Below are 19880 nucleotides of genomic sequence, written 5' to 3'. Positions count from 1 at the left end.
TATCAATTTTATCAAAACTAATTATCAATTATCAAATGAGTACACCATTACATACAATTTTCAGTTGGTTTGAAACTGGAGATTTTCCAACAGAAACCCAGTTTAAAGACACATTTTTATCTTTTTATCACAAAGATGACTTAATCCCTATGCAAGGCATTGAAGGGTTTGAAGAAATTTTTCAATTATTTGCCAGTGCGGAAGCATTTCAAGCACATTTAAAAGACCCAAATGCTCATTCAGAATATTTGGCTTTACTGAATGCAGGCAACCTGACTTCAGCTCATGTTGACAGTTGGAAAGGTAAACTTGGAATTAGCAATGCTGCTACCATTGACAGTTCTGATCAATTGGGTAATGCATATACTAAAATACAGGTAGATGGTTTTGTTGATGCATTGAAAGATGCTGATAAAGACTTAGCCCTGAAGATAGAAAATATTAGGAATGTATTATTATCCAATGATTTGTCTTTAGATGAACTTCAGGAAATAGTAAACTTCATTAAAAAAAACCGTGACGATATTGAAGCTTTAAAAGCTATTCCAATAGGAGAATCAAGGGAAGATAAAGTAAAGCTGTTACTTGACTACGATGGGCTAGGCAGCCCGAAAAATCAACAGGAATTTAATAAGCAAGTCTATGATAAGGTTTTGCTGATTTCACAAACAGCTACAAGTGCAGTGGTACAGGTCACAGGAAGTACAGAGTTTCCTAATACCCTTGAAACGGAAAATGTAATCATTCAGGCCCGGGACAGTGTTACGGGAAAAAAAATAAATATTGACGATTACGCTACCAACCAAACCATAAAGATTAACATGTTTGGCGACATCGTTAATCCAATCAATATTCTCATTTTAAAAGTTAAACCATAAAAAATAAAAAACAATGAATAATAACGCAGTAATAAGTAATAACGCACATCAGGATAATTTTTTTGGAGAATTACAGCACACCCGCTTTCAGTATTTTGATACACTTCCCAGTACGGATAAAGCTATCCCGGGTTGGATCATTGATTATAAAAATGAGTTGCATCAGTGGAACGGTACCCAATGGATTAACTTGGCTCAAAATTACGTACATCCCGATTATCCACTGACTAATAATCCATTTCAAACAGATCAAACAAGCGGACTTCTATTGCTAAGTCAGATACTGACCAATAGTTCAGGACACGTTATTAAAATAGCAGGCCGCAATCTTACCAATGCAGATATTGTTTCCATCTTTTTGAATGATGCTATTCAGTCAGGTACATTTACCTGGTCATCCAATAAGATTAAAACTTATATTGAAAATTTAATAGGGCAAAGCCTTACTGGAGCATTGATTTATCAGCCGGGAGGCTATACTCCTTCTGCTGTTAAAGGTTCAATGGCTGCTCCGACACCGGTTACATCTGCTGCCATTAAAACAGGGATGGTGTGGGTGATTACAGCAAATGGCTGGGTGGGCAATGAGCCCGTTTCTGTTGGTGATCATCTTATTGCTAATACTGATGATGCTTCAAATGCTCCTAAAAATTATCAGATTATAGAAAAAGGCATTCCTGACATTGTAGATGCTACAGATACGGTGAAAGGACTTATTCAAATTGCTACAGATGATGAAGCTATTGAGGGAGTCAATCCTATTAAAGCAATGACTCCAAAATCTACGAAAGCTGTTCTGGATGAAAAAATTAAATCCAAAACAGTGCAAATCGGAGATGGCTCATCCGTTACTTTTTCCATTAATCATGGCTGGAATACCCTGAATGTTGATTATATCTGTTATCGTAATGCTGATAATAGAAAAATAAATGTAAGCTGTGTGGCTACATCGGCAAATGATGTACAGATAGATGTTTTAGCACCTCTTACCCCGAGTGAATATAGAATTACTTTAACTGCAAGATTAGACTAATGATTGCTCCTGAATATTTTAACAATCACATCGCTGTAGAAGGCGAAATAATTGTGAAAAGTGTTCCAAACGATGCAGGTTCTGTAATGGTTTGGAATTCTGTAACGAAAAAAATCAGCACAAGAACCCATGCGGAAATTGTGTCTGATTTAAATTTAGTGACAACTAATACCGAGCAAGTTATATCGGCAAGAAAAACATTCTCAGGGGGTACCGGGAATGCTTATAATTCAGTGGCTTTGGAATTAAGAGGTAATGGTACATCTGATACAGTTTACCCCGCCATTTCTTTTCATCAGCCGGGCCTTTATGGCGCTACATTGCAGTACAGGTCAAACGGTTATCACTTTATGAATATCAATGGGAATGCTTTTGATTACGTAAATTCTGCCGGGTATTATAAAGACGGTTCAGATAATGAAAAGTTTCTTACAGGAGGCGGTGGAGATTATGATTCCCGAAAAAAAGAAGACTCCTGGTTTCATTCAGGAAGAGACTTTCCGCAGGGAACATTGATTGAAACTGATGTAGACTATTCTGTAGACTATGGAGATCAGTTTCTTTTAGAGATCAAAGGTAATATGTACGGAAGTGATCAACCTTTGGATTGTAAGATCCAGGGCTATATCTATAACGGTACTATTATTTCTCATAGCGGCTATTCTACATTATATTACTGGGATGGGATTACGGCCTTAAACTTAAACGGTAAACTTTGTTTTTGGTTTACTCAATTGTCTTATTGGCAGGGGTTTGATGTAAAAGTAACTGTTGGGTATGGAGGTTTAGACCAAGGTAGAAACCGGGTTATTTCAGTTTCGGATCATCCGGACCCGGGAGGTACAAAAAGAGTTCAGATCAAGCTTAAACATTTACTAACCAAAGAAGAGTTAGTTTCTGATAATACATTTTGGGAGAAAAAAGATACAGGTGGCTATTGGGTATTAGATTCAGACAGACCTATAGCGGGTTTAAATGGGAATAGTTCTCAGGTTATTTTATCTGGTGGTTTACTGGCTTCTTCTGCTTATACTGATTCCCAGTTTATTCCTCCTTACGGAATACATTCAAGAGGTTTTGTGCAGACAGATGAAGGTTTTCAAAACAGATTTTACAAAGTAGATGAAAGAAATAGAATCTGGTCATTTGCTAATGCCGATACGTATGGACTTTCTTATTATCAGGGAAGTGCCAATAGCCTGAATGAAGGTATAGGTTTCCATTTTGGAGATGCCAATAATCCTACCCATTTTCTGGGGCGGTCAGGTCAGATTTATTCTAAACAGGGTATTTATTCTACTTCATTTACGACAGGTAATAACCAGGTTTTAAATTATGGTAATCCATCTACATTATATATAGGAAATCCTACTATTAATACTATTATAGAGTCTAATGGCAATGATATAATACACTATAAAAATGGAGTAAATGGAGTGGTTTGGGATGCTCATAATTTAGATCCGTCTACTTTTGTCAATGCTTCAGCTTTAAATAATTATGTTCCCTATAATGGCGCAACACATGATGTTAATCTTGGGGCAAAGGATTTGGAATTTGAAGGAGGGGGATCTATAAATAAGCACCAGAATAAGGTAAGAATATTTAATAAAGTTTATCAGGGCTATTATGATGATGGGGGACATACAGGTATTTTAGCTATTAAAATGCCACAGGCTTCACCAGATCATGCTATGTTTAGTATTGATATTAATATTTATGGATATGAAAGTCAATACCTGGGAAAAGTTAATGTAGCTTTTTACAAATATGTATCAGGGGCTATGGTCCCTAATGGTTCAAAAGCGATATGGGAAGTAACAGATAATTTTCCTACAACTACCGCAAGAATTGGGATAGGAACTGACGGATATGTCAGTATTTTATTAGGAGAGGCGGATACATTTTGGAATGCCTACTTATCATTTGAAGTAGCTAAAGTGGAAGTTAAATATGGGAACTATAATCAAGATTGGAATGTAGGATGGTCTCATGCAATAGAACCTAACTTTGATTTATATCCTGCCAATATCATTGTTTTGCCTTCTGATGTAGTCGCTACAAGAAGTTGGTTAACTAATTTTGCAGACAGCAGCTATATCCCTAAAGCAGTTCAGTTTAATGATAACTTCAACAGTCTTGGAGGCTATTCCAGTTCTGGAGTTTATAGAGCCAACAATAATGCGGGAGGAGTTCAGCATTTATACAGTCCTATGTTGCACATGGGTGCTCAGGATACCACAGCACAATTACAGGTAAAATATAATGATACGAGTGCAGATGCAGGAGAATTAGTTTATAGAAGCGGGCATAATGGCAACTGGACTCTATGGAGAAGAGCCTGGGACAATGTAAATTTCAAACCAGGTGATTATCAGACAAGAAATACGGATGAAATTATCTCGGCAGCAAAATCCTATTACAACAGAATACCTTTCAAACTAAAAAATAGTTCCTATAAATCCTGGTCCATTCAGAAACCTACAAATAACAATTTAATATTGGCACCTTCTGCTTCAAATAATGCGGAAGATTGGGATTTAAATAATGGTATAGAATTCACTGATGCTGGCCAGGTTTCTTCAAAAGGTTTTAATAAAATTGGCTATAATGATAACTATCTTTTAACTGCGGGCGGAGGCCATAGATTAGCAGCAGATTTTGTGTCATCTTCAGAGTTAGGAAACTATCTTAGAAAAGATGGAGGTACTATGACAGGTGCTTTTAATATAGAGACTCCAGCTATGTTAGGTAAGTGGAAAAGTACTGCACAGACAGGGAATTATTTGACATGGCAAAAGTATGATGGGGCTAAAGATATAGCTTATATTGGAGCTGATGGAGGTTCTGCCACATGGGGTGGGACAGGTGATAGTTTTGTAGTTAGAGCGGTAAATGACGGTGATTTATTATTGAATTCCGACAATGGTGTTGTTAAAATTCAAGGTGGAATTCCTTGGACTACTAACAATTTTAATCCCGCAGAATACTTAGCGAAAAGAGGTAATCATCAGGATGCAACTGCAGTAAAAACAGATTATCCTTTAAGCATTACAGATTGGGCTTCAGGTACCGGGTTCCCGTCTACTTATGGTAACTCTTTACACATTGCAGGAAATAATACATGGTATCATAGAATAGATTTTCCTTTATTCAGCAATCACTTAGAGTATTGGCAGGCTATCAATACCACAACCATGACGAAAAAAGGTAATATTCCTTTATTGTCAGATGGAGAAACACTTTGGACTAACAATAATTTTAATCCTGATGCTAAAGTTAATTCTGCTGAAAATGCACAAACATTAGGGTTTTCAAGTGGTTTATCAGCAGGTGCACCTTACATATATCACAGAACAGATGGCTATGTATTCTTAGCTACTCAATCCTGGGTATCATCTAATTTTACGAGTCAAACTCTGTCAATTCAACCTGAAGGGGAAGATGGTCAATGGATAAATCTGACCAATTCAAACGGAGTTTTAGCTTCCAATTATTTTATTACATCCAGAGATGGTTCAAGAGACCCGAATACAGTTGTTACACCAAATGGTAATTCCCGTAGAGTTAGATTTGATTTTATTAACGCTGGATCTGTTGGAGGTTCTGGAAATTATGCGGGTGTAATGACTTACGCTCCATGGGATGGTACGTCTGCATCAACTGGGGATTCTTCATATCAATTAGCTTTTGCCAATCAAACTGGTATAAATGGAGAAGGAATACCAATGCTTAAAATAAGAAAAGGCATTGATGATAAGTGGTCTAAGACATGGTATAAATTATGGAGTGACGCAGATTTCTCACAAGGTCATATTAATAACTGGAATTTTATGTCTAGTAATGGTATTATTGTAAACCAGCAATTTACTAATAATACAGGTAATGGATTAATGGTTGCTGATGAATATAATGGCGGAGAATCTGGTATATATAATGAACAGGATGGATTCTATTTAGCTGTATTGGAAGGTGAGTATTATAAATATTCAAGCAGATATAATGGCTGGGAAGGTATTAATTTCAATAGAAAGAGCTATAACATTGGTATAGGTACAGATGCTAATGATGCCGATAAAGTAACTGTTTCAGGCTCGGTAAAAGCTACCGAAAACTTTAAATCAAAAGATGAGAAGCCTAATACTTTATTTATTCCGGACGGAAGTCTTTCTTATCTTGATGATGAGATTACCAATGAAAAATCCAGAATGAGATTATCTCATGGCATGATTGAGCAGCAGCCGGGAACTCAATATTATGATTCTGACAATAGAATGCTGGTAATCAGATGTGTATATGGTGAGCATTTTGTGTTAGGAAAATGTTTCCGAGGTCAAAGAATATTAGTGTTAAATGCTAGTGATAATTGGCAAGGATTTGACATAGAAAGTGCAGGATATTCATATAAAATACCACCTTATAGCTCTATCCAGTTATTTGTCTGGGATGAAAAGACCGTTTATAAATATGCAGAAAATAAAATGTATTAAAAATGATGAGTAATCACTAATATAAAATGACGTCACTTGTCTTAAAGTGGCGTCATTTGCCCATTCGTGATCAGGCTTGGCTATCTTCAGACACTTTTATATAAAGTTCGCTTGAATCAGAGGCAATTACCGTTATTTTTCAGATAAATGTGACTTTGAAATTAGTGTACAAGCGCCCATATTAAAACACCGATTCCGGCATACACAGTAACCGTAATGATATCAGCTATGGGTTGTGAAAAGCGTTTTTCTGCAATTTTTTCGCTGTTAATCTGGTTCTTATGAAATTTCAGAATTTTTTTAGGATTATAAACAGCGTGTGCAACCAGACTGTCGCTTTCCCATCTGTCAACTATTATTTTATAGCTCTTTCCAGCAACATCAATTTTAACATTTTTGTTAGGGGCAAGCGTCTCCTGAATATTAATTGGAACAGCAGTCGGTTGAGTAGCTGTATTTTGTATTTGGGTAGAAGTATTATTCGCTAATTCAGCCGTCTTTTTTGGCCCCTGCTTATTGTCGGTTGCAGGATCCGGCTGCTTTTTTACCTGATAAGTATAGCAGCTGGTAAGAGATAATAATGTTATGATGAGGTAAAGATACTTTTGCATTAGCCAAATTTAAGAATTAAACGGAATATTTAGCATTTTCTTTTAAAAGATCCCTTTTTTATAAAAATGATGTCTGTAAATGTAGCGTCAGTTCTTATGGATTGGTTTACAGATAACGGGTTTTATCTGTAATCAATAATTCTATTGGATGAGGTGACATTATCCTGTTTTTAAACACTTTTATACATGATTCTGTTCGTTTGAGTTTGCTGAACTGTAAGTTTACTGCAACTACAGAATGGAGAGACCAAAAAACTTTCACAGGAACTAAAAAAAAATGAATTTTGAACACTGTAAATGCAAAGCAATATCATTCCATTACAGAAAAAAAAGTCTACTGCAGCTACAGAATAGAACGGTCAAAAAACTTTTATAAGAGCATAAGAAAAATGAAATTTGAGCTCTGAAAAATGTGAAGAGTCATTGAATTCAGAAATATACTAAGTGAGCAGGCAGGATATATTGTAGGAAAAAATGTAGTGATACTGTAGACCCTCAAATAAAGATATAAACATTCACAAAATGCATAGTTCTGCTGATGATAGCATATCAATAATTCAATAATTGACACGATGATAAAGAGTGATGAATCTAAAATCGCTCAAAAAAAGTAAAATTCCATTCAAGGCAATCAGCCTATCAATAATAAAGGTTTCCCGGATGGCCGATTTTATCAAAACTAATTTTCAATAATCAAGATGAGTACACCATTAAATATAATTTTCAGTTGGTTTGAAAAAGGTGATATTCCAACAGAGTATCAATTTAAGCAGACCTTTTCTTCATTCCGTCATTTAGATGAAAAAATCAAAATGGACGAGGTGATGGGCTTACATGAAGCTTTTCAACAAACACTATCCACCACAATTTTTACAAATCATCTGGAAGATGAAAATGCACATATTTCAGCCCTGGCAAAACTTAATGCGGCCAATCTTACTGATGCCAATGTAGAAGAGTGGAAAGAAAAATTAAAAATCAAATTAGCCGCTACCATAGATGGAGGGGAAGAGATTGGAAATGTCTACACAAAAGAGCAGATCAGTGAAATTGTAAATGTAATTCAGGCAAAGGATAATGAAATGCTTGAGCATATTGCAAAAATTAACGAAATACTGCGCTCTAATGACGCCAATCTTGATGAGCTTCAGGAAATCGTAGACTATATCAAAGAAAACAGGGAACAGATAGAATTGCTTAAAGAGGTTGTTATTAGAAACATTTCAGATGATAAAATCAACCTTGCCGGCATTTATTCAAACTGGGGCGCAATTACTTATCAAAATCAGTTTAATGATTTGGTATATGATAAAATTAAAAACATCGAAGACGCGGCCAATGCCGAAAAAATAAAGCATGAAGAGAGAGTTAGGGGTGACTCCAGGATAAAACATGATCTTGATACACTAAGTTTTGTGATTGATGCTTATGACACAGTTACAATGTTTACAATACCCATTAAGGTGAGAAGAATAGACACCAACAATCTTGAAGTGCTATTTGACTCAGTACCACCCAATATAATTCAGTTAACAATTAAAAAAATATAATTATGGACATTAAATACGCTTATTACCGAAGTTCTGTTGGATATAAAATAGAAGGGAAAACAGACAATGATATTTTAACTGCCGGCGGCGGTACAAGGGGAATCAATTCTTTTTGGCATGATGGAAATTTAAATCCATTAGATTATGTGCCTAAAACACGTACTTTAACAATTAATGGTACAGCTTATGATTTGTCAGCAAACAGATCATTTACAACGCCAGATACCATTACCCGTCTGAAAGGAGGTGCATCCGGTTCTTTGGTTTCCGGAGATGTTACCCTTGCAGCAGGTGCCAATATGGCGGTTAACCAGACCGGAAATACAATTACGTTAGTTTCTACCGATACAACCTACAGCGCAGGTAGCGGTTTGACATTGACAGGCACTTCATTTTCTTTACCGGTCACTACTTCAGGTACAGGAAATGTGGTTACGGGAATTACCCAGACAACCAATGGAATAACGGTGTCTTTGGGCTCTATGCCCACTACATCGGATTTAGCTAACTATATTCCGTTATCACAAAAAGGAGCTGCGAATGGAGTTGCTGCACTGGATGCATCAGGACTGGTGCCTGCATCTCAATTGCCATCTTATGTGGATGATGTTTTGGAGGGATATTATAAAACTGCTGACGGAAAATTTTACAAAGAAGCGGGTTATACTACGCTTATCACTGGTGAAACAGGTAAAATTTATGTATCCCTTGATACCAACAAAACTTACCGATGGACGGGAACAACGTTCGTTTATATCACCTCAGGGGCTGTAGATTCTGTAAATGGATTAACCGGTGTTGTAGTCTTAAACAAATCTCATGTTGGCCTAGGGAATGCTGATAACACGGCAGATGCAGCAAAAAATGTTCTTTCCGCTACAAAGTGGACTACAGTACGAACTATTACACTTTCCGGAGTTACCGCAACGGCACAAAATATTGACGGTTCTGGAAACGTAACAGTTCCTATTACTGCTGTTCCTGCGACATTATTAACGGGAACTGCAGCAGTCAATACAACCGGATCAGCTGCAAAACTGACAACACCGAGAACAATTTCTGCTTCAGGTGACGCTACGTGGACAGCAACTTTTGACGGTTCAGCCAATGTTACCTCAGGTTTGACATTAGCTGCAACAGGAGTAACTGCCGGGACTTATGATGAGGTGACCGTTGATGCTAAAGGTAGAGTAACTGCCGGTAGTAATAATGTAAAGTCGTACACGACCTCTATTTCCGGAACAGGTGGTGTGGTACACAATTTAGGGACCAGAAATGTAGATGTAGCCATGTATGACACGGTAACCTTTTACAAAATAGAAGGCAGAATAAGATTAACCGATCCGAATAAAATAGATGTTGAATTTGATTCTGCTTTACCTAATGCTGTATCCATAACAGTAACGCGTAAAGATATTTAACATGGATGTAAAATACGCATATTATAACACTTCTAAAGGCTATAAAGTAACGGGCGGCACAGCTGCTCAGTTTTTAAAAGCGGATGGTTCCCTGGATAACAATGCTTATGTGAATAAATCAGGAGATCTGATGACTGGTGCCCTTACATTTAATCATTCTATTGGTAGTACAATAAGAAAAGATTTATCTACGGTAACGGCAGCAACTGGATTTTCAAGAGATATTTTACAGCTGGCAGGCTCTAATGGGGTAGTGGATACTGTTGCGTGGTTTGGAGCTGTAGAGGCAGATGGGACAGTAAAAATGTCGTATGGATATTTCGGTGCAACAACTTACAATGCTACTAAGGCACTACTCTGGACATCAGATCAGAGGGTAGGAATTGGATTAAATGGATCCTCATTACCGCTGGATGGGTATAGGCTTCATGTTTCCGGGAATAGCTATACATCAGGTAACATAGGAGTTGCAGGAACTATTAACAGTACAGCGGGTGAACTTCAGGTTCAAAGACAGGGAGTAAACAGAATTAGAACAGGCTCTGCATTTACATTAATTTCAGGAGATGGAACTTCAGGAATTGTTTATTTGAGACCTCAGGGAGATTCAGTAAGTGCGGGTCAGGTAGTTATCAATGCTAATAACACTCAGTTTGTAGATGCTTATAATTTGTTATTTGGCAGTCAAACGGCGGCAGGATCAGCTATTTTCCATACTAACCTCGCTAATACGACACAGGGTTATGGGGTGTGGTTAGGCCAAAATTTACAATTTAATGGCACTGATTTTATTCAGCCAAGAGGATCATTGAGTTCATGGGGACTTACAGTGAATAACCATAAAAACTTCTCATTTAATTATGGGAGTGCTACGGGTACAAATGGGGAAATTCCGGCATTAACTGAGGTTGTAAAAATTAATAATACAGGTAGAATTACAACACTAAATGATGGAACTTCTTCTGATTGGATATCAGCATACAATACAGGCTTTCTTTACAAGGGTATTTTAGGTCCTACAGTAGATTTAAATAGTATTACTTCTACAGGATGGTGGGTTCAGACAGGAAATGCAAATGCAACTTCTGCAAATAATTATCCTGCAGGCTTAGCAGGTCAATTAAGAGTTTACTATACTTCAACACATATAGTTCAGGAATATACTACCTATGCTAATAACAATGATGTTTACAGGAGGTACTATTTCAGTGGAACCTGGTATCCCTGGACAAAAGATTGGGATTCAAATGATTTTTCTGCAGTAAATATAAACAACTGGAATACCGCATTTAATTGGGGAAATCATGCTAATGCAGGATATCTTACGAACGCTCCATTATCTAATTATTACACAAAAAATGAATCTTTAAATTTATTTGTTGGAAAAAATGGAGTTGAAACAATAAGCGATACAAAGACATTTACCAACAGTCCTGTGATTCCAAACGGAACGTTAGGAACTCATGCTGTAAACAGGAACCAAATTGCATTAAGTGCTACTCCTGAAAGTGAAAACGGGCAGCAATTAACGATTAGCGGTAACAATTCTGTCAGTCTTACAAATTATTTTGTAACATCAAGAGACGGCTCAAGAAATGCAGATGATATTGCACCCAATTCTACGTCTAAAAGAGTAAGGTTTGATTTTGCCAAATCTAACAGTGCAGGCTTGGGAGCATCCGGAAATTATGCAGGAATCATGACCTATGCTCCCTGGGATGGTAACACTGCCTCTACAGGGGATTCTTCCTATCAGTTAGCATTTGCCAATCAGACTGGAATTAATGGTTCCGGCATTCCGATGTTGAAAATCAGAAAAGGAATTGATGGAAGCTGGACGACGTCATGGTATAAATTCTGGACAGAGGCAGATTTTACTGAAACAAATATTCAGCAATGGAATTATATGACTCAGTACGGGCTACAGCTCAACCAGGATTTTACAGTAAATACAGGATCAGGTTTAGTGATTTCAGATAATCATCTCAATAGTGATGAGTCAGGTATTGTAGATATTCATCAGAAAAGATTTTTAGCAACGAAACGAAAAGAATATTATTCTTATGGTTCCGAGTATGATGGGTTGGGAGGTTTAAATTTTCATATAGAGTCCACTCGCTTCGGAATGGGAAGAGGAGCCAATGATAGTGATAAGTTAGCTGTAAAAGGCTCCATAAAAGCCAGTGAAAATTTTAAATCTGAGGATGAAAACCCGGATACAATGTTTATTCCTAATGGCAGAACATCGAGTCTCAGAGATGAAATTGTTAATGATCAATCTGATCCTAAGAATTATGCCGTTAGATTAGATCCGCATGAATATGAATTCTCTTCCAGCAATCTTAGCATAGATGATAGAAACAGGCTTATCCATGTTATTGGAGAACAGATTAAAATGGTGGTCAATTTCAAAGAAATCTATCCGAAACAGCAGATCGTTATTTATAACTTTGACAATGGAGGTACCATGGGAGTTGATGTATATGGCAAAAGAATATATAATATCAGCCCAAATTGTTTCCTTAGGTTGTATGTGACAAAATCAGGAAGAATAATTGCAGAACAAGAACAGAACTGTAAGTTTATCTGGTAAAAAAATATAATAGTTATTCTACGGAATATAGATTAAAAACTTCTTACTATAATGTAAGATAAAGCCAAACCGACAGTCAGAGGATGAAAGTCTTCTGATTGTGGGATTTGTGTTGTATTACCGTGAGAGCTGCAAATATCAAATCTGGTAAAAATTGCCTGAATAACATTTTTTGTCTCTCAAATTGAAACACCTAATGAGTTATTAACGGATAAAAAAATATCGCCACTTGTTTAAAGTGGCGATATTTTTTTGTGAACCTACTGGTAAGAACATCTAACCAATTTTTAAAATATATTGAATGTGTTTTAAGCGTATGTATTTGGTAATTAATATTTTGTAAATTATTTACTTAGGTTTGAATCCTGTTAATGTTTTGATTTGTATCTTTCCTTTTCTGATTTAGAAAAAAGATATTGGTTAATCGAGCTGGATTTACATTAATTTAAAAGCTAAAAGGATGACAATAAAAATCTATAGACCTGAAAATCCTATATTAAAAAAGTATATTGAATGCTTTTATATTCTGGAGCAGACCTCTGAAGAATCTTCTGCAACTTATTTTACCTTTCCAAGCATTTATACAATTGTCACTATTAGTGAGAAAACAGAAACTTTGGTCACCAAAAATAAAATAACAACTAGGCATTGCCAGTCCAATCCAATTGAAACCAACCTGGTAAGCAATTTTAATGAACCTGTATTGATCAGCTATGAAGGTATAATCAATGAAATTACTACTTACTTTAAACCATTGGGGATAAATGCTTTTATACCGAATAATTTAAGAGATTATTCAGAGGGAAGCTTTCCTGATTTTAGTCCATACGCGGATTATAAAGAAACCATGGCAGCCATTCTTTCCTTAAAAGTTCCGGATGAAAAAATCAGAGCAATAGAATTGTATTGGCTTTCAAAATTTCATCCGTTTGAGAATGTCTTGTTGGCGGAGGTGCTGACTGAAATGTTCGATACAGATAATATCAATCAATCTATGACGAAATTGTCTTATACAACAGGTCGGTCACGAACAACGATAAACAAGCATTTTGATCAGTATATTTGTAAAACACCTTCTCAGTTCAAGAAAATCATCAGATTCAGGGCAGCTGTTCAAAGCCAGCTTGAAAATAAAGATAGAGCAGGATTGTCTTATAGTATGGATTATTTTGACCAGTCACATATGATCAGGGATTTTAAAAAATTAACAGGTTTTACCCCAAAAGTTTTTTTTTCAAAAATAACAACAGTTGAAAAAGATCTCATAAAATGGATGTTTATTTAGTGGGGTTTACAAAAATACAATGATGCTGGTTTATTAAATAGTAACATTGCAGCTTAATAATGTCATTAAATAATTTATGAAGCTAATCCTAATAATACTGTTATTCCCAATTCTTATTTTTGGACAGAAAAATGCGTCAGCTACTCTTGCGGAATATATGCAGGCTCAGGTTGAAATAAATAATTTTAGTGGAACTGTTCTTGTTTCGAAAGACGGCCATGTTTTACTAAAAAAAGCGTATGGTTTGGCAGATTATGAGTGGAATATTAAAAACACCATAGATACTAAATTTCAGTTGGCCTCAGTCACAAAACAATTTACCGCCACAGCTATACTTCTATTGATTGAAAAAGGGAAACTGTCCCTTGATGATAAACTGAGTAAATTTCTGCCAGATTATCCCAAGTCCGATAGTGTTACGATCCATATGTTATTATCGCATACTTCAGGGTTGGCTATGGGTTTTAAAGACATAGCTTTAAGCTCTGTGGACAAAGATTCTGCCTATACCGAAATAAAAAAAATACCGTATGAATTCTCTCCTGGAATTAGAGGTAGTTACAGTAATATTGGCTATTATTTATTGGCTAAGATCATTGAAAAAGTGTCAGGTGAAAAGTATGCCGTTTTCTTAAAGAAGAATATATTTGAAAAAGCAGGGATGAATAATACGGGCGTCAGTAATAATAAATCGATAGTTGAAAAAAAAGCAAAGGTTTATTGTCTTACAGAAAGCGGGCTTATTCACAATCCCTATATCAACTGGGAGATTAATTTAGGACATGATGGCGTTTATTCTACTGTTGAAGATCTGGCCTTATGGGATAAAGCTCTGTATGGAACAGATATTCTTTCCGCACAGATGAAAAAATTAATGTTTAAGTCCTATAGCACTGAAAATTGGGGATATGGCTTTATAATCAATCCGTTTTATAATCACGGACATCAATTAATTGCCCATGACGGAGGATTTTTTGGTACAATGACTTCCTTTAACCGATTTACGGATGACAAACTTTTTGTGACTGTACTTTCTAATAACGAATCATTTTCCCATATTATAGCGTATGGACTTTCCGCTATTGCATTGGGAAAAAAGGTTGACCTTCCTTACAAACACCACCGAATTGAAATAGACACAAGTTTATACGATCAATATGTCGGTAAGTATGATAAAATTGCCATATTGAAAATTGACGGTAAGCTTTATTTTAATAGTACAGAGATGGAACTTATCCCAGAATCTAAAACCAAATTTTTTAGAAAAGATAATAATGACAGAACAATTGAATTTATTCCGGACAGTATGGGGCTTTACAATTCTATAATTCTGACCAAAGGCGGAGTAAAAGAAGTTATAAGAAGGAGTAAATAACTATGATGATCAGGAGGTTTATTCATCTGTAACTATTCAATATTTTCAAAGTTTACATTTTATTTACAATGCAAATTCCTCACAATGAAATATATTAAAGTAATTTAACCGGATCAACTTTGCTAGGATTTTAAAAATAAAAAAAACATGAAACACCTACACTTATATGTTTTGTTAATATTTGTTTTTTACATCTCATGTGGACAAAACCAAACAAAAGTATCACAGGAAAATATCAAGTCTGGCAGAGCTAACTATTCCGAGTCTCAGCTTAAAGAGGCGGAAACCTCCAAGGTGCCTATGAGTATGGTCCGGAATGTAAAACAAGATAGGAACGGAAACATTTTGATTGCTTCTTATTTTGGCGTGTTTCGATACGATGGAACATCTTTTACTAATCTAACAGGTAAAATAAGCTCGCCCTGTTTCTCCAGCTTCTGGGATGTTCTGGAAGATAGAAAAGGAAATCTTTGGTTGGGTACCAAGGATTCAGGAGTCTATTATTACAATGGTGAATCCTTCCGGCATTTTACAACAAAGGATGGTCTGGGCAGTAATTCAGCACTTCATATATATGAAGATAAAGCCGGTAATATTTGGTTTGGCACAGGAGGTGGAGCAAGCCGTTACGATGGAAAATCTTTTCGGAATTTCACAATGAAAGACGGACTGCCCAATAATGTTATTAACACATTCATGGAAGACAAAACCGGAAAATTGTGGATTGGGACAAGAGGTGAGGCGTGTTTTTATGATGGAAAAACATTTACTGTTTTCAAAAATAAAGAGGGTAAAGCCTTCAGCAACATTTGGTCAATAATCGAAGATAAAAAAGGAAATATTTGGTTCGGTGACGTTCATGGTCTCTGGCGTTATGATGGCAGTACCTTTACCAATGTTTCGCAGAGAGGCGCTTATGCTATAATCGAAGATAAAAAAGGAAATATCTGGACTACGGGTGAAGTAAATCCACAAACCTGGGCACTTTCACGTTACGATGCAAAGTCCTTGTACAATAAAGTCCCCACCTTAACAGAAATTAAGTCAGGAGGAAGAATGGCTTTTTTGGGGATAGTGGAAGCTAACGATGGAAGTATTTGGTTGGGCTCTGGAAGTGGTGTGAGTCGTTACGATGGAAAGACTGTCACAGATTTTAAAAATAAAGAAGGTCAGAAATAAGTGGAAAATAGATGTTAAATCGGCAATATTCATTCTCTTTATTCTATAAAACATCTCAATTCCAACGCATATAAAGATAAGATATCCAAATCAGAATGAATAACCTAAGGCTGCTGCTTATTATTTCCATGCCTGGTTGATTACTGCGCTCATGGGTGCAATCATTGGTTCGGCGCCGTATTTTTCTGAAAGTTTTTTTTCAAGCTCTATTTTTATCTCATCCATCCATTCTGGATAATGCTGTCTGATCTCTTTAAAAACAAACCCTCCTTCAACGAGGCCTGCCGCAGTTTCTTTTGCGGTTGTGCAAATCGAAAACTGCTCTATAGTTTCATTGAGTATTTTTGAAAATCCCACATTTTCTAACTGGCATCTTATGACGGCTTTATCACTCATAGACACAGCAAGATTGTATGATTCAGGCAAAGGATCTTTCAGGTATTTTTCTGCTACCAATCTTGAGACATAAGATACCATATTATATTCCAGTTTATCCCACGTAGTAAAGATGAAGGTCCCGCCTGGCTTTAAAACACGATAGGCTTCACTAAATGCTTTGTGCTTATCCGGAACAAACATATATCCAAAGCAACATACCACTAAGTCAATACTATTATCGTCGAATGGAAGATCTTGTGCATCTATCACTTGCCATCCAATATCAAGATGGGCCAATTTTCTTTTTGCTTCGGCTAACATATCAGCGTTAATATCCGAGGCGATGAGCTTTGCCGAGGGCATGATTTTCTTTCTGATATGCCGCGTAACTCTACCTGTTCCCGCAGCTATCTCTAATGCAACAGAAACTGTCGCTGAATCAATGCGTCCTGCAACCTCTATGCCCCAGGGTTCAAAGAAAAGAGGGCCAAGGAAATGATCGTAATGATGCGCTTCGTCATCGGCACAATTAAAAGAAGAAGAAGTTGGTATATCACTCATAAAATATAGGTTTTAATTGCGAGTTGAAAAACAGCGATGGTGAAAAGCAACTATGTAAGCATGGCAAGCATCTCTAAGAGTTTTTAGAAATTCTCTTAGTTTATAATTCACTTTTCTCATATTTTGTATGTGTAATGATACAAAACTTAGAACTCATTTTAAGCTATTGTTTATCCGTTTATTGAAATTTTCGTGGACAAATAGGTTATATGATGAATTTAGCTGTAATAAACTGTATTAAAGATAATTATATTTTTGATTCTAACGAAATCAAATTCTAAATTTTAAAGGTTTTACAAATCAGGATTTGAGTTTTTAGATTTTATAGAACTAAAAGTCAGTGAAGCTTCCGGTACATTATAGTGCAACAACCGTAAACTGTTATGAGATTAGGTTGTATTATCTATATTTGAGATGCTGTATTTTACTTCGAAATTTCTGATCTGATTAAACAGTTTTCCTGCTGCAATTTTTATTTGTTTATGAATTCAAAAATTGAATTGACAAATTCCTCCGGCTATTTCTGCCATTGCCAATAGGTATAGGAGCCCGTTTTCTTCTGCACCATTCATCTTACCTTGTGTAATCATGTCGTGCCCGCAATCTTTTGTGGTAATGATCTTGTGTTTCACGCCTGCCTTTGTCAGGTAAGTTTCCATTTTGTTTTTGTTCTCGGCGGGTGGAACCTAATACATTTTTCTCCCCGAAAATACTTGATTACAAAATAAAAAATTCAATTAAAAAAAACATAAATGTAGTATTTTACATTCCAGTATTTTGCTTTTCTAGAAGGATAGTTAATACAGTGATTTTAGTGTTAATGTTTTCTTAAAGAATAAATAACACTTTGTTTCCCTACTAGTTTCGATATTGTAATACTTTTCGAGTACAAAAAAAAACTAATGCGGAAACTCTTCATGAATGTATGTGTATTGTACACAGGCTTAAGTATATCTGCTCAGGAAGTGGTATGGCAGAAAGACATCAAATCCTCTACCCAGGATTTCCTGAGTCAGGTCACCACAACAATTGATCAGCAATATTTGGTTACCGGAAGCTCTATTCAAAGCAATAAGCAGAAAACATCCGGAAATAAACAAAACAATGGTTACGATTTTCACCTGGTGAAACTGAATCAGCAAGGAGAGGAAGTCTGGGAAAAATACTTCTCAGGATCCAACCATGATTATCTGTCTGCAACAGTTACCACACAAGATGGCGGATTTCTAGTAGCTGGAACCTCTTTTTCAGGAAAAGGGTTCGATAAAAAAGACAATTCTAAAGGAGGATCAGATATCTGGCTGATCAGAATCAATGAATTCGGTGATGAATTATGGCAAAAAACCCTGGGTAGTTCTTCAGACGAAGAAGCAAGAGCGGTTATTCAAACTACAGATTTGGGATTCGTTATTGCCGGAAATGTACAGAATTCTTCAAAAGGTTATGGTTCCAAAGATGTATGGGTTACCAGAATCGATAAAAATGGAAAAGAATTATCCCAATTAATCTTAGGCGGGAAAGGCTTAGATGAAGTGGAAAAGATGATTCCAACGAAAGATGGAGGAGCTTTACTGGGAATCTACTCAAGAAGTTCATCCGTTAAAACGAATAATCAGCAACCAACGATCAACACTATTACTTCGACTGATAAACCTGCAACTCAGAGCCCGCTATCTGCAACCTCAAAACAAAGCGACAACTTCGGTGAAGGCGACTACTGGATTGTCAAGCTAGACAAGAACGGAAAAGTAGAATGGGAGAAAAACTTTGGAGGCAAAGGAGATGATCATATCAGAACTTTAGCTTTGGCTTCAAATGGCTTTATCATCGGTGGTGAATCCAGATCAGAAAGGTCAGGAAACAAAACCGTAGGTATTGAAGAAGGAACAGACCTTTGGCTGGTTTCTTTAAATGAAAGAGGTGATGAACAGTGGCAGAAATCCTACAATTTTAAGAACAGAGATATCCTAATGAGTATGAGTGTACTTCACTCGGCAGATGACAAGTCTTCTAAAGGAATTCTATTAGGCGGATATACTCAGACAGAAGGAAGAATACAGACTGATGATGAAACCTTCTGGATGCTATACTTGGATCATAATGGCAATGAGCAGTGGAGAAAACATGTCAAAGGAGAATCCAGAAAGAAAGAAGAGAGACTTTTCGATTTGAAACTCAACAGAGACGGATCCTTTATTCTTGCCGGAACCAGTGCAGAAGAGTTGGGGAAAGAGAATTGGAAGATCGTGAAGCTGGGAGACAAGCAAGTTGATCAGCTGATTGAGAAATATGACATCAAAATCTATCCCAACCCTGTTTCAGATTATGCTTACGTAGAAATCGGTTTTGATTTTAAAGATGCCGATATTCTGTTGTATGATATGAGTGGAAGACAGCTTCAGAGCGTAAAAACTAAAAGCAGAGTAACTAAAATCAATACACAGGCTCTGGTCCAGGGAGCATATCTGGTGACGATAAAAACAGATACGAATAAAACAGCGAATTCAAAACTGATTAAGAAATAAC

The 19880-nt window shown here is 36.3% G+C and carries 13 protein-coding genes; 10 read left to right on the top strand and 3 right to left on the bottom strand.

Annotated features, from left to right (window positions below):
* The first annotated feature begins 35 nt into the window (after positions 1-35).
* The 3 genes from ACTJIP_RS01175 to ACTJIP_RS01165 are packed head-to-tail and all read left to right on the top strand — an operon-like array spanning position 36 to position 6401.
* Positions 36-878 carry a hypothetical protein gene (locus ACTJIP_RS01175; RefSeq protein WP_440703998.1) on the top strand — a complete coding sequence of 281 codons (843 nt, stop codon included), beginning with the start codon at positions 36-38 and terminating at the stop codon, positions 876-878.
* A gap of 13 nt (positions 879-891) precedes the next feature.
* Positions 892-1911 carry a hypothetical protein gene (locus tag ACTJIP_RS01170; RefSeq protein ID WP_440703997.1) on the top strand — a complete coding sequence of 340 codons (1020 nt, stop codon included), beginning with the start codon at positions 892-894 and terminating at the stop codon, positions 1909-1911.
* Positions 1911-6401 (top strand): hypothetical protein, encoded by a 4491-nt coding sequence (locus ACTJIP_RS01165; protein WP_219072925.1) that lies wholly within the window; start codon positions 1911-1913, stop codon positions 6399-6401. The genes ACTJIP_RS01170 and ACTJIP_RS01165 overlap by 1 nt, the downstream gene beginning before the upstream one ends.
* 161 nt (positions 6402-6562) lie before the next feature.
* On the opposite strand, the gene ACTJIP_RS01160 is transcribed toward ACTJIP_RS01165, so the two are convergent.
* Complete coding sequence (locus ACTJIP_RS01160; RefSeq protein WP_077418700.1) at positions 6563-7012, bottom strand: hypothetical protein; 450 nt, start codon at positions 7010-7012, stop codon at positions 6563-6565.
* A gap of 698 nt (positions 7013-7710) precedes the next feature.
* On the opposite strand from ACTJIP_RS01160, the gene ACTJIP_RS01155 reads away from it, so the two are divergent.
* The 6 genes from ACTJIP_RS01155 to ACTJIP_RS01130 all read left to right on the top strand — a co-directional run bounded on the left by ACTJIP_RS01155 (position 7711) and on the right by ACTJIP_RS01130 (position 16415).
* The gene (locus tag ACTJIP_RS01155; protein WP_077418701.1) at positions 7711-8562 is read left to right on the top strand and encodes a hypothetical protein; all 852 of its coding nucleotides are present in this window, start codon (positions 7711-7713) and stop codon (positions 8560-8562) included.
* A 2-nt stretch (positions 8563-8564) separates the two neighbouring features.
* The gene (locus ACTJIP_RS01150) at positions 8565-9983 is read left to right on the top strand and encodes a hypothetical protein (protein WP_180564091.1); all 1419 of its coding nucleotides are present in this window, start codon (positions 8565-8567) and stop codon (positions 9981-9983) included.
* Position 9984: 1 nt separating this feature from the next.
* Positions 9985-12576 (top strand): pyocin knob domain-containing protein, encoded by a 2592-nt coding sequence (locus ACTJIP_RS01145; protein WP_180564090.1) that lies wholly within the window; start codon positions 9985-9987, stop codon positions 12574-12576.
* 460 nt (positions 12577-13036) lie between these two features.
* Complete coding sequence (locus tag ACTJIP_RS01140) at positions 13037-13861, top strand: helix-turn-helix domain-containing protein (protein WP_077418704.1); 825 nt, start codon at positions 13037-13039, stop codon at positions 13859-13861.
* Between the two features lie 76 nt (positions 13862-13937).
* Entirely contained in the window at positions 13938-15236 is a 1299-nt protein-coding gene (locus tag ACTJIP_RS01135) for a serine hydrolase domain-containing protein (RefSeq protein ID WP_077418705.1), read from the top strand.
* Between the two features lie 147 nt (positions 15237-15383).
* Entirely contained in the window at positions 15384-16415 is a 1032-nt protein-coding gene (locus ACTJIP_RS01130; protein WP_219072922.1) for a ligand-binding sensor domain-containing protein, read from the top strand.
* A gap of 120 nt (positions 16416-16535) precedes the next feature.
* Here the strand turns inward: ACTJIP_RS01130 and ACTJIP_RS01125 are convergent, their stop codons facing one another.
* Both ACTJIP_RS01125 and ACTJIP_RS01120 read right to left on the bottom strand, forming a co-directional pair.
* On the bottom strand, positions 16536-17354 hold the full coding sequence (locus ACTJIP_RS01125; protein WP_180564087.1) for a class I SAM-dependent methyltransferase: 819 nt from the start codon (positions 17352-17354) through the stop codon (positions 16536-16538).
* 488 nt (positions 17355-17842) lie between these two features.
* Positions 17843-18013: a hypothetical protein gene (locus ACTJIP_RS01120; protein ID WP_440703996.1), complete on the bottom strand. Its 171-nt coding sequence runs from the start codon at positions 18011-18013 to the stop codon at positions 17843-17845.
* Between the two features lie 243 nt (positions 18014-18256).
* Here ACTJIP_RS01120 and ACTJIP_RS01115 point away from each other — a divergent pair, with 243 nt between their 5' ends.
* Positions 18257-19879: a T9SS type A sorting domain-containing protein gene (locus ACTJIP_RS01115; protein ID WP_180564086.1), complete on the top strand. Its 1623-nt coding sequence runs from the start codon at positions 18257-18259 to the stop codon at positions 19877-19879.
* Position 19880: the final 1 nt, after the last annotated feature.

This window comes from Chryseobacterium sp. 22543, assembly GCF_052044565.1.
In the GTDB taxonomy this organism is placed as follows: Bacteria; Bacteroidota; Bacteroidia; order Flavobacteriales; family Weeksellaceae; genus Chryseobacterium.
Note: the sequence above shows the minus strand (reverse complement) of the source record. Positions and strands in the feature narration are given on the sequence as shown.

Bases quoted from the DNA above. Each gene is read 5' to 3' on its own strand.
- ACTJIP_RS01175 (WP_440703998.1), top strand. From the start codon at position 36: ATGAGTACACCATTACATACAATTTTCAGTTGGTTTGAAACTGGAGAT.
- ACTJIP_RS01170 (WP_440703997.1), top strand. From the start codon at position 892: ATGAATAATAACGCAGTAATAAGTAATAACGCACATCAGGATAATTTT.
- ACTJIP_RS01165 (WP_219072925.1), top strand. From the start codon at position 1,911: ATGATTGCTCCTGAATATTTTAACAATCACATCGCTGTAGAAGGCGAA.
- ACTJIP_RS01160 (WP_077418700.1), bottom strand. From the start codon at position 7,012: ATGCAAAAGTATCTTTACCTCATCATAACATTATTATCTCTTACCAGC.
- ACTJIP_RS01155 (WP_077418701.1), top strand. From the start codon at position 7,711: ATGAGTACACCATTAAATATAATTTTCAGTTGGTTTGAAAAAGGTGAT.
- ACTJIP_RS01150 (WP_180564091.1), top strand. From the start codon at position 8,565: ATGGACATTAAATACGCTTATTACCGAAGTTCTGTTGGATATAAAATA.
- ACTJIP_RS01145 (WP_180564090.1), top strand. From the start codon at position 9,985: ATGGATGTAAAATACGCATATTATAACACTTCTAAAGGCTATAAAGTA.
- ACTJIP_RS01140 (WP_077418704.1), top strand. From the start codon at position 13,037: ATGACAATAAAAATCTATAGACCTGAAAATCCTATATTAAAAAAGTAT.
- ACTJIP_RS01135 (WP_077418705.1), top strand. From the start codon at position 13,938: ATGAAGCTAATCCTAATAATACTGTTATTCCCAATTCTTATTTTTGGA.
- ACTJIP_RS01130 (WP_219072922.1), top strand. From the start codon at position 15,384: ATGAAACACCTACACTTATATGTTTTGTTAATATTTGTTTTTTACATC.
- ACTJIP_RS01125 (WP_180564087.1), bottom strand. From the start codon at position 17,354: ATGAGTGATATACCAACTTCTTCTTCTTTTAATTGTGCCGATGACGAA.
- ACTJIP_RS01120 (WP_440703996.1), bottom strand. From the start codon at position 18,013: ATGGAAACTTACCTGACAAAGGCAGGCGTGAAACACAAGATCATTACC.
- ACTJIP_RS01115 (WP_180564086.1), top strand. From the start codon at position 18,257: ATGCGGAAACTCTTCATGAATGTATGTGTATTGTACACAGGCTTAAGT.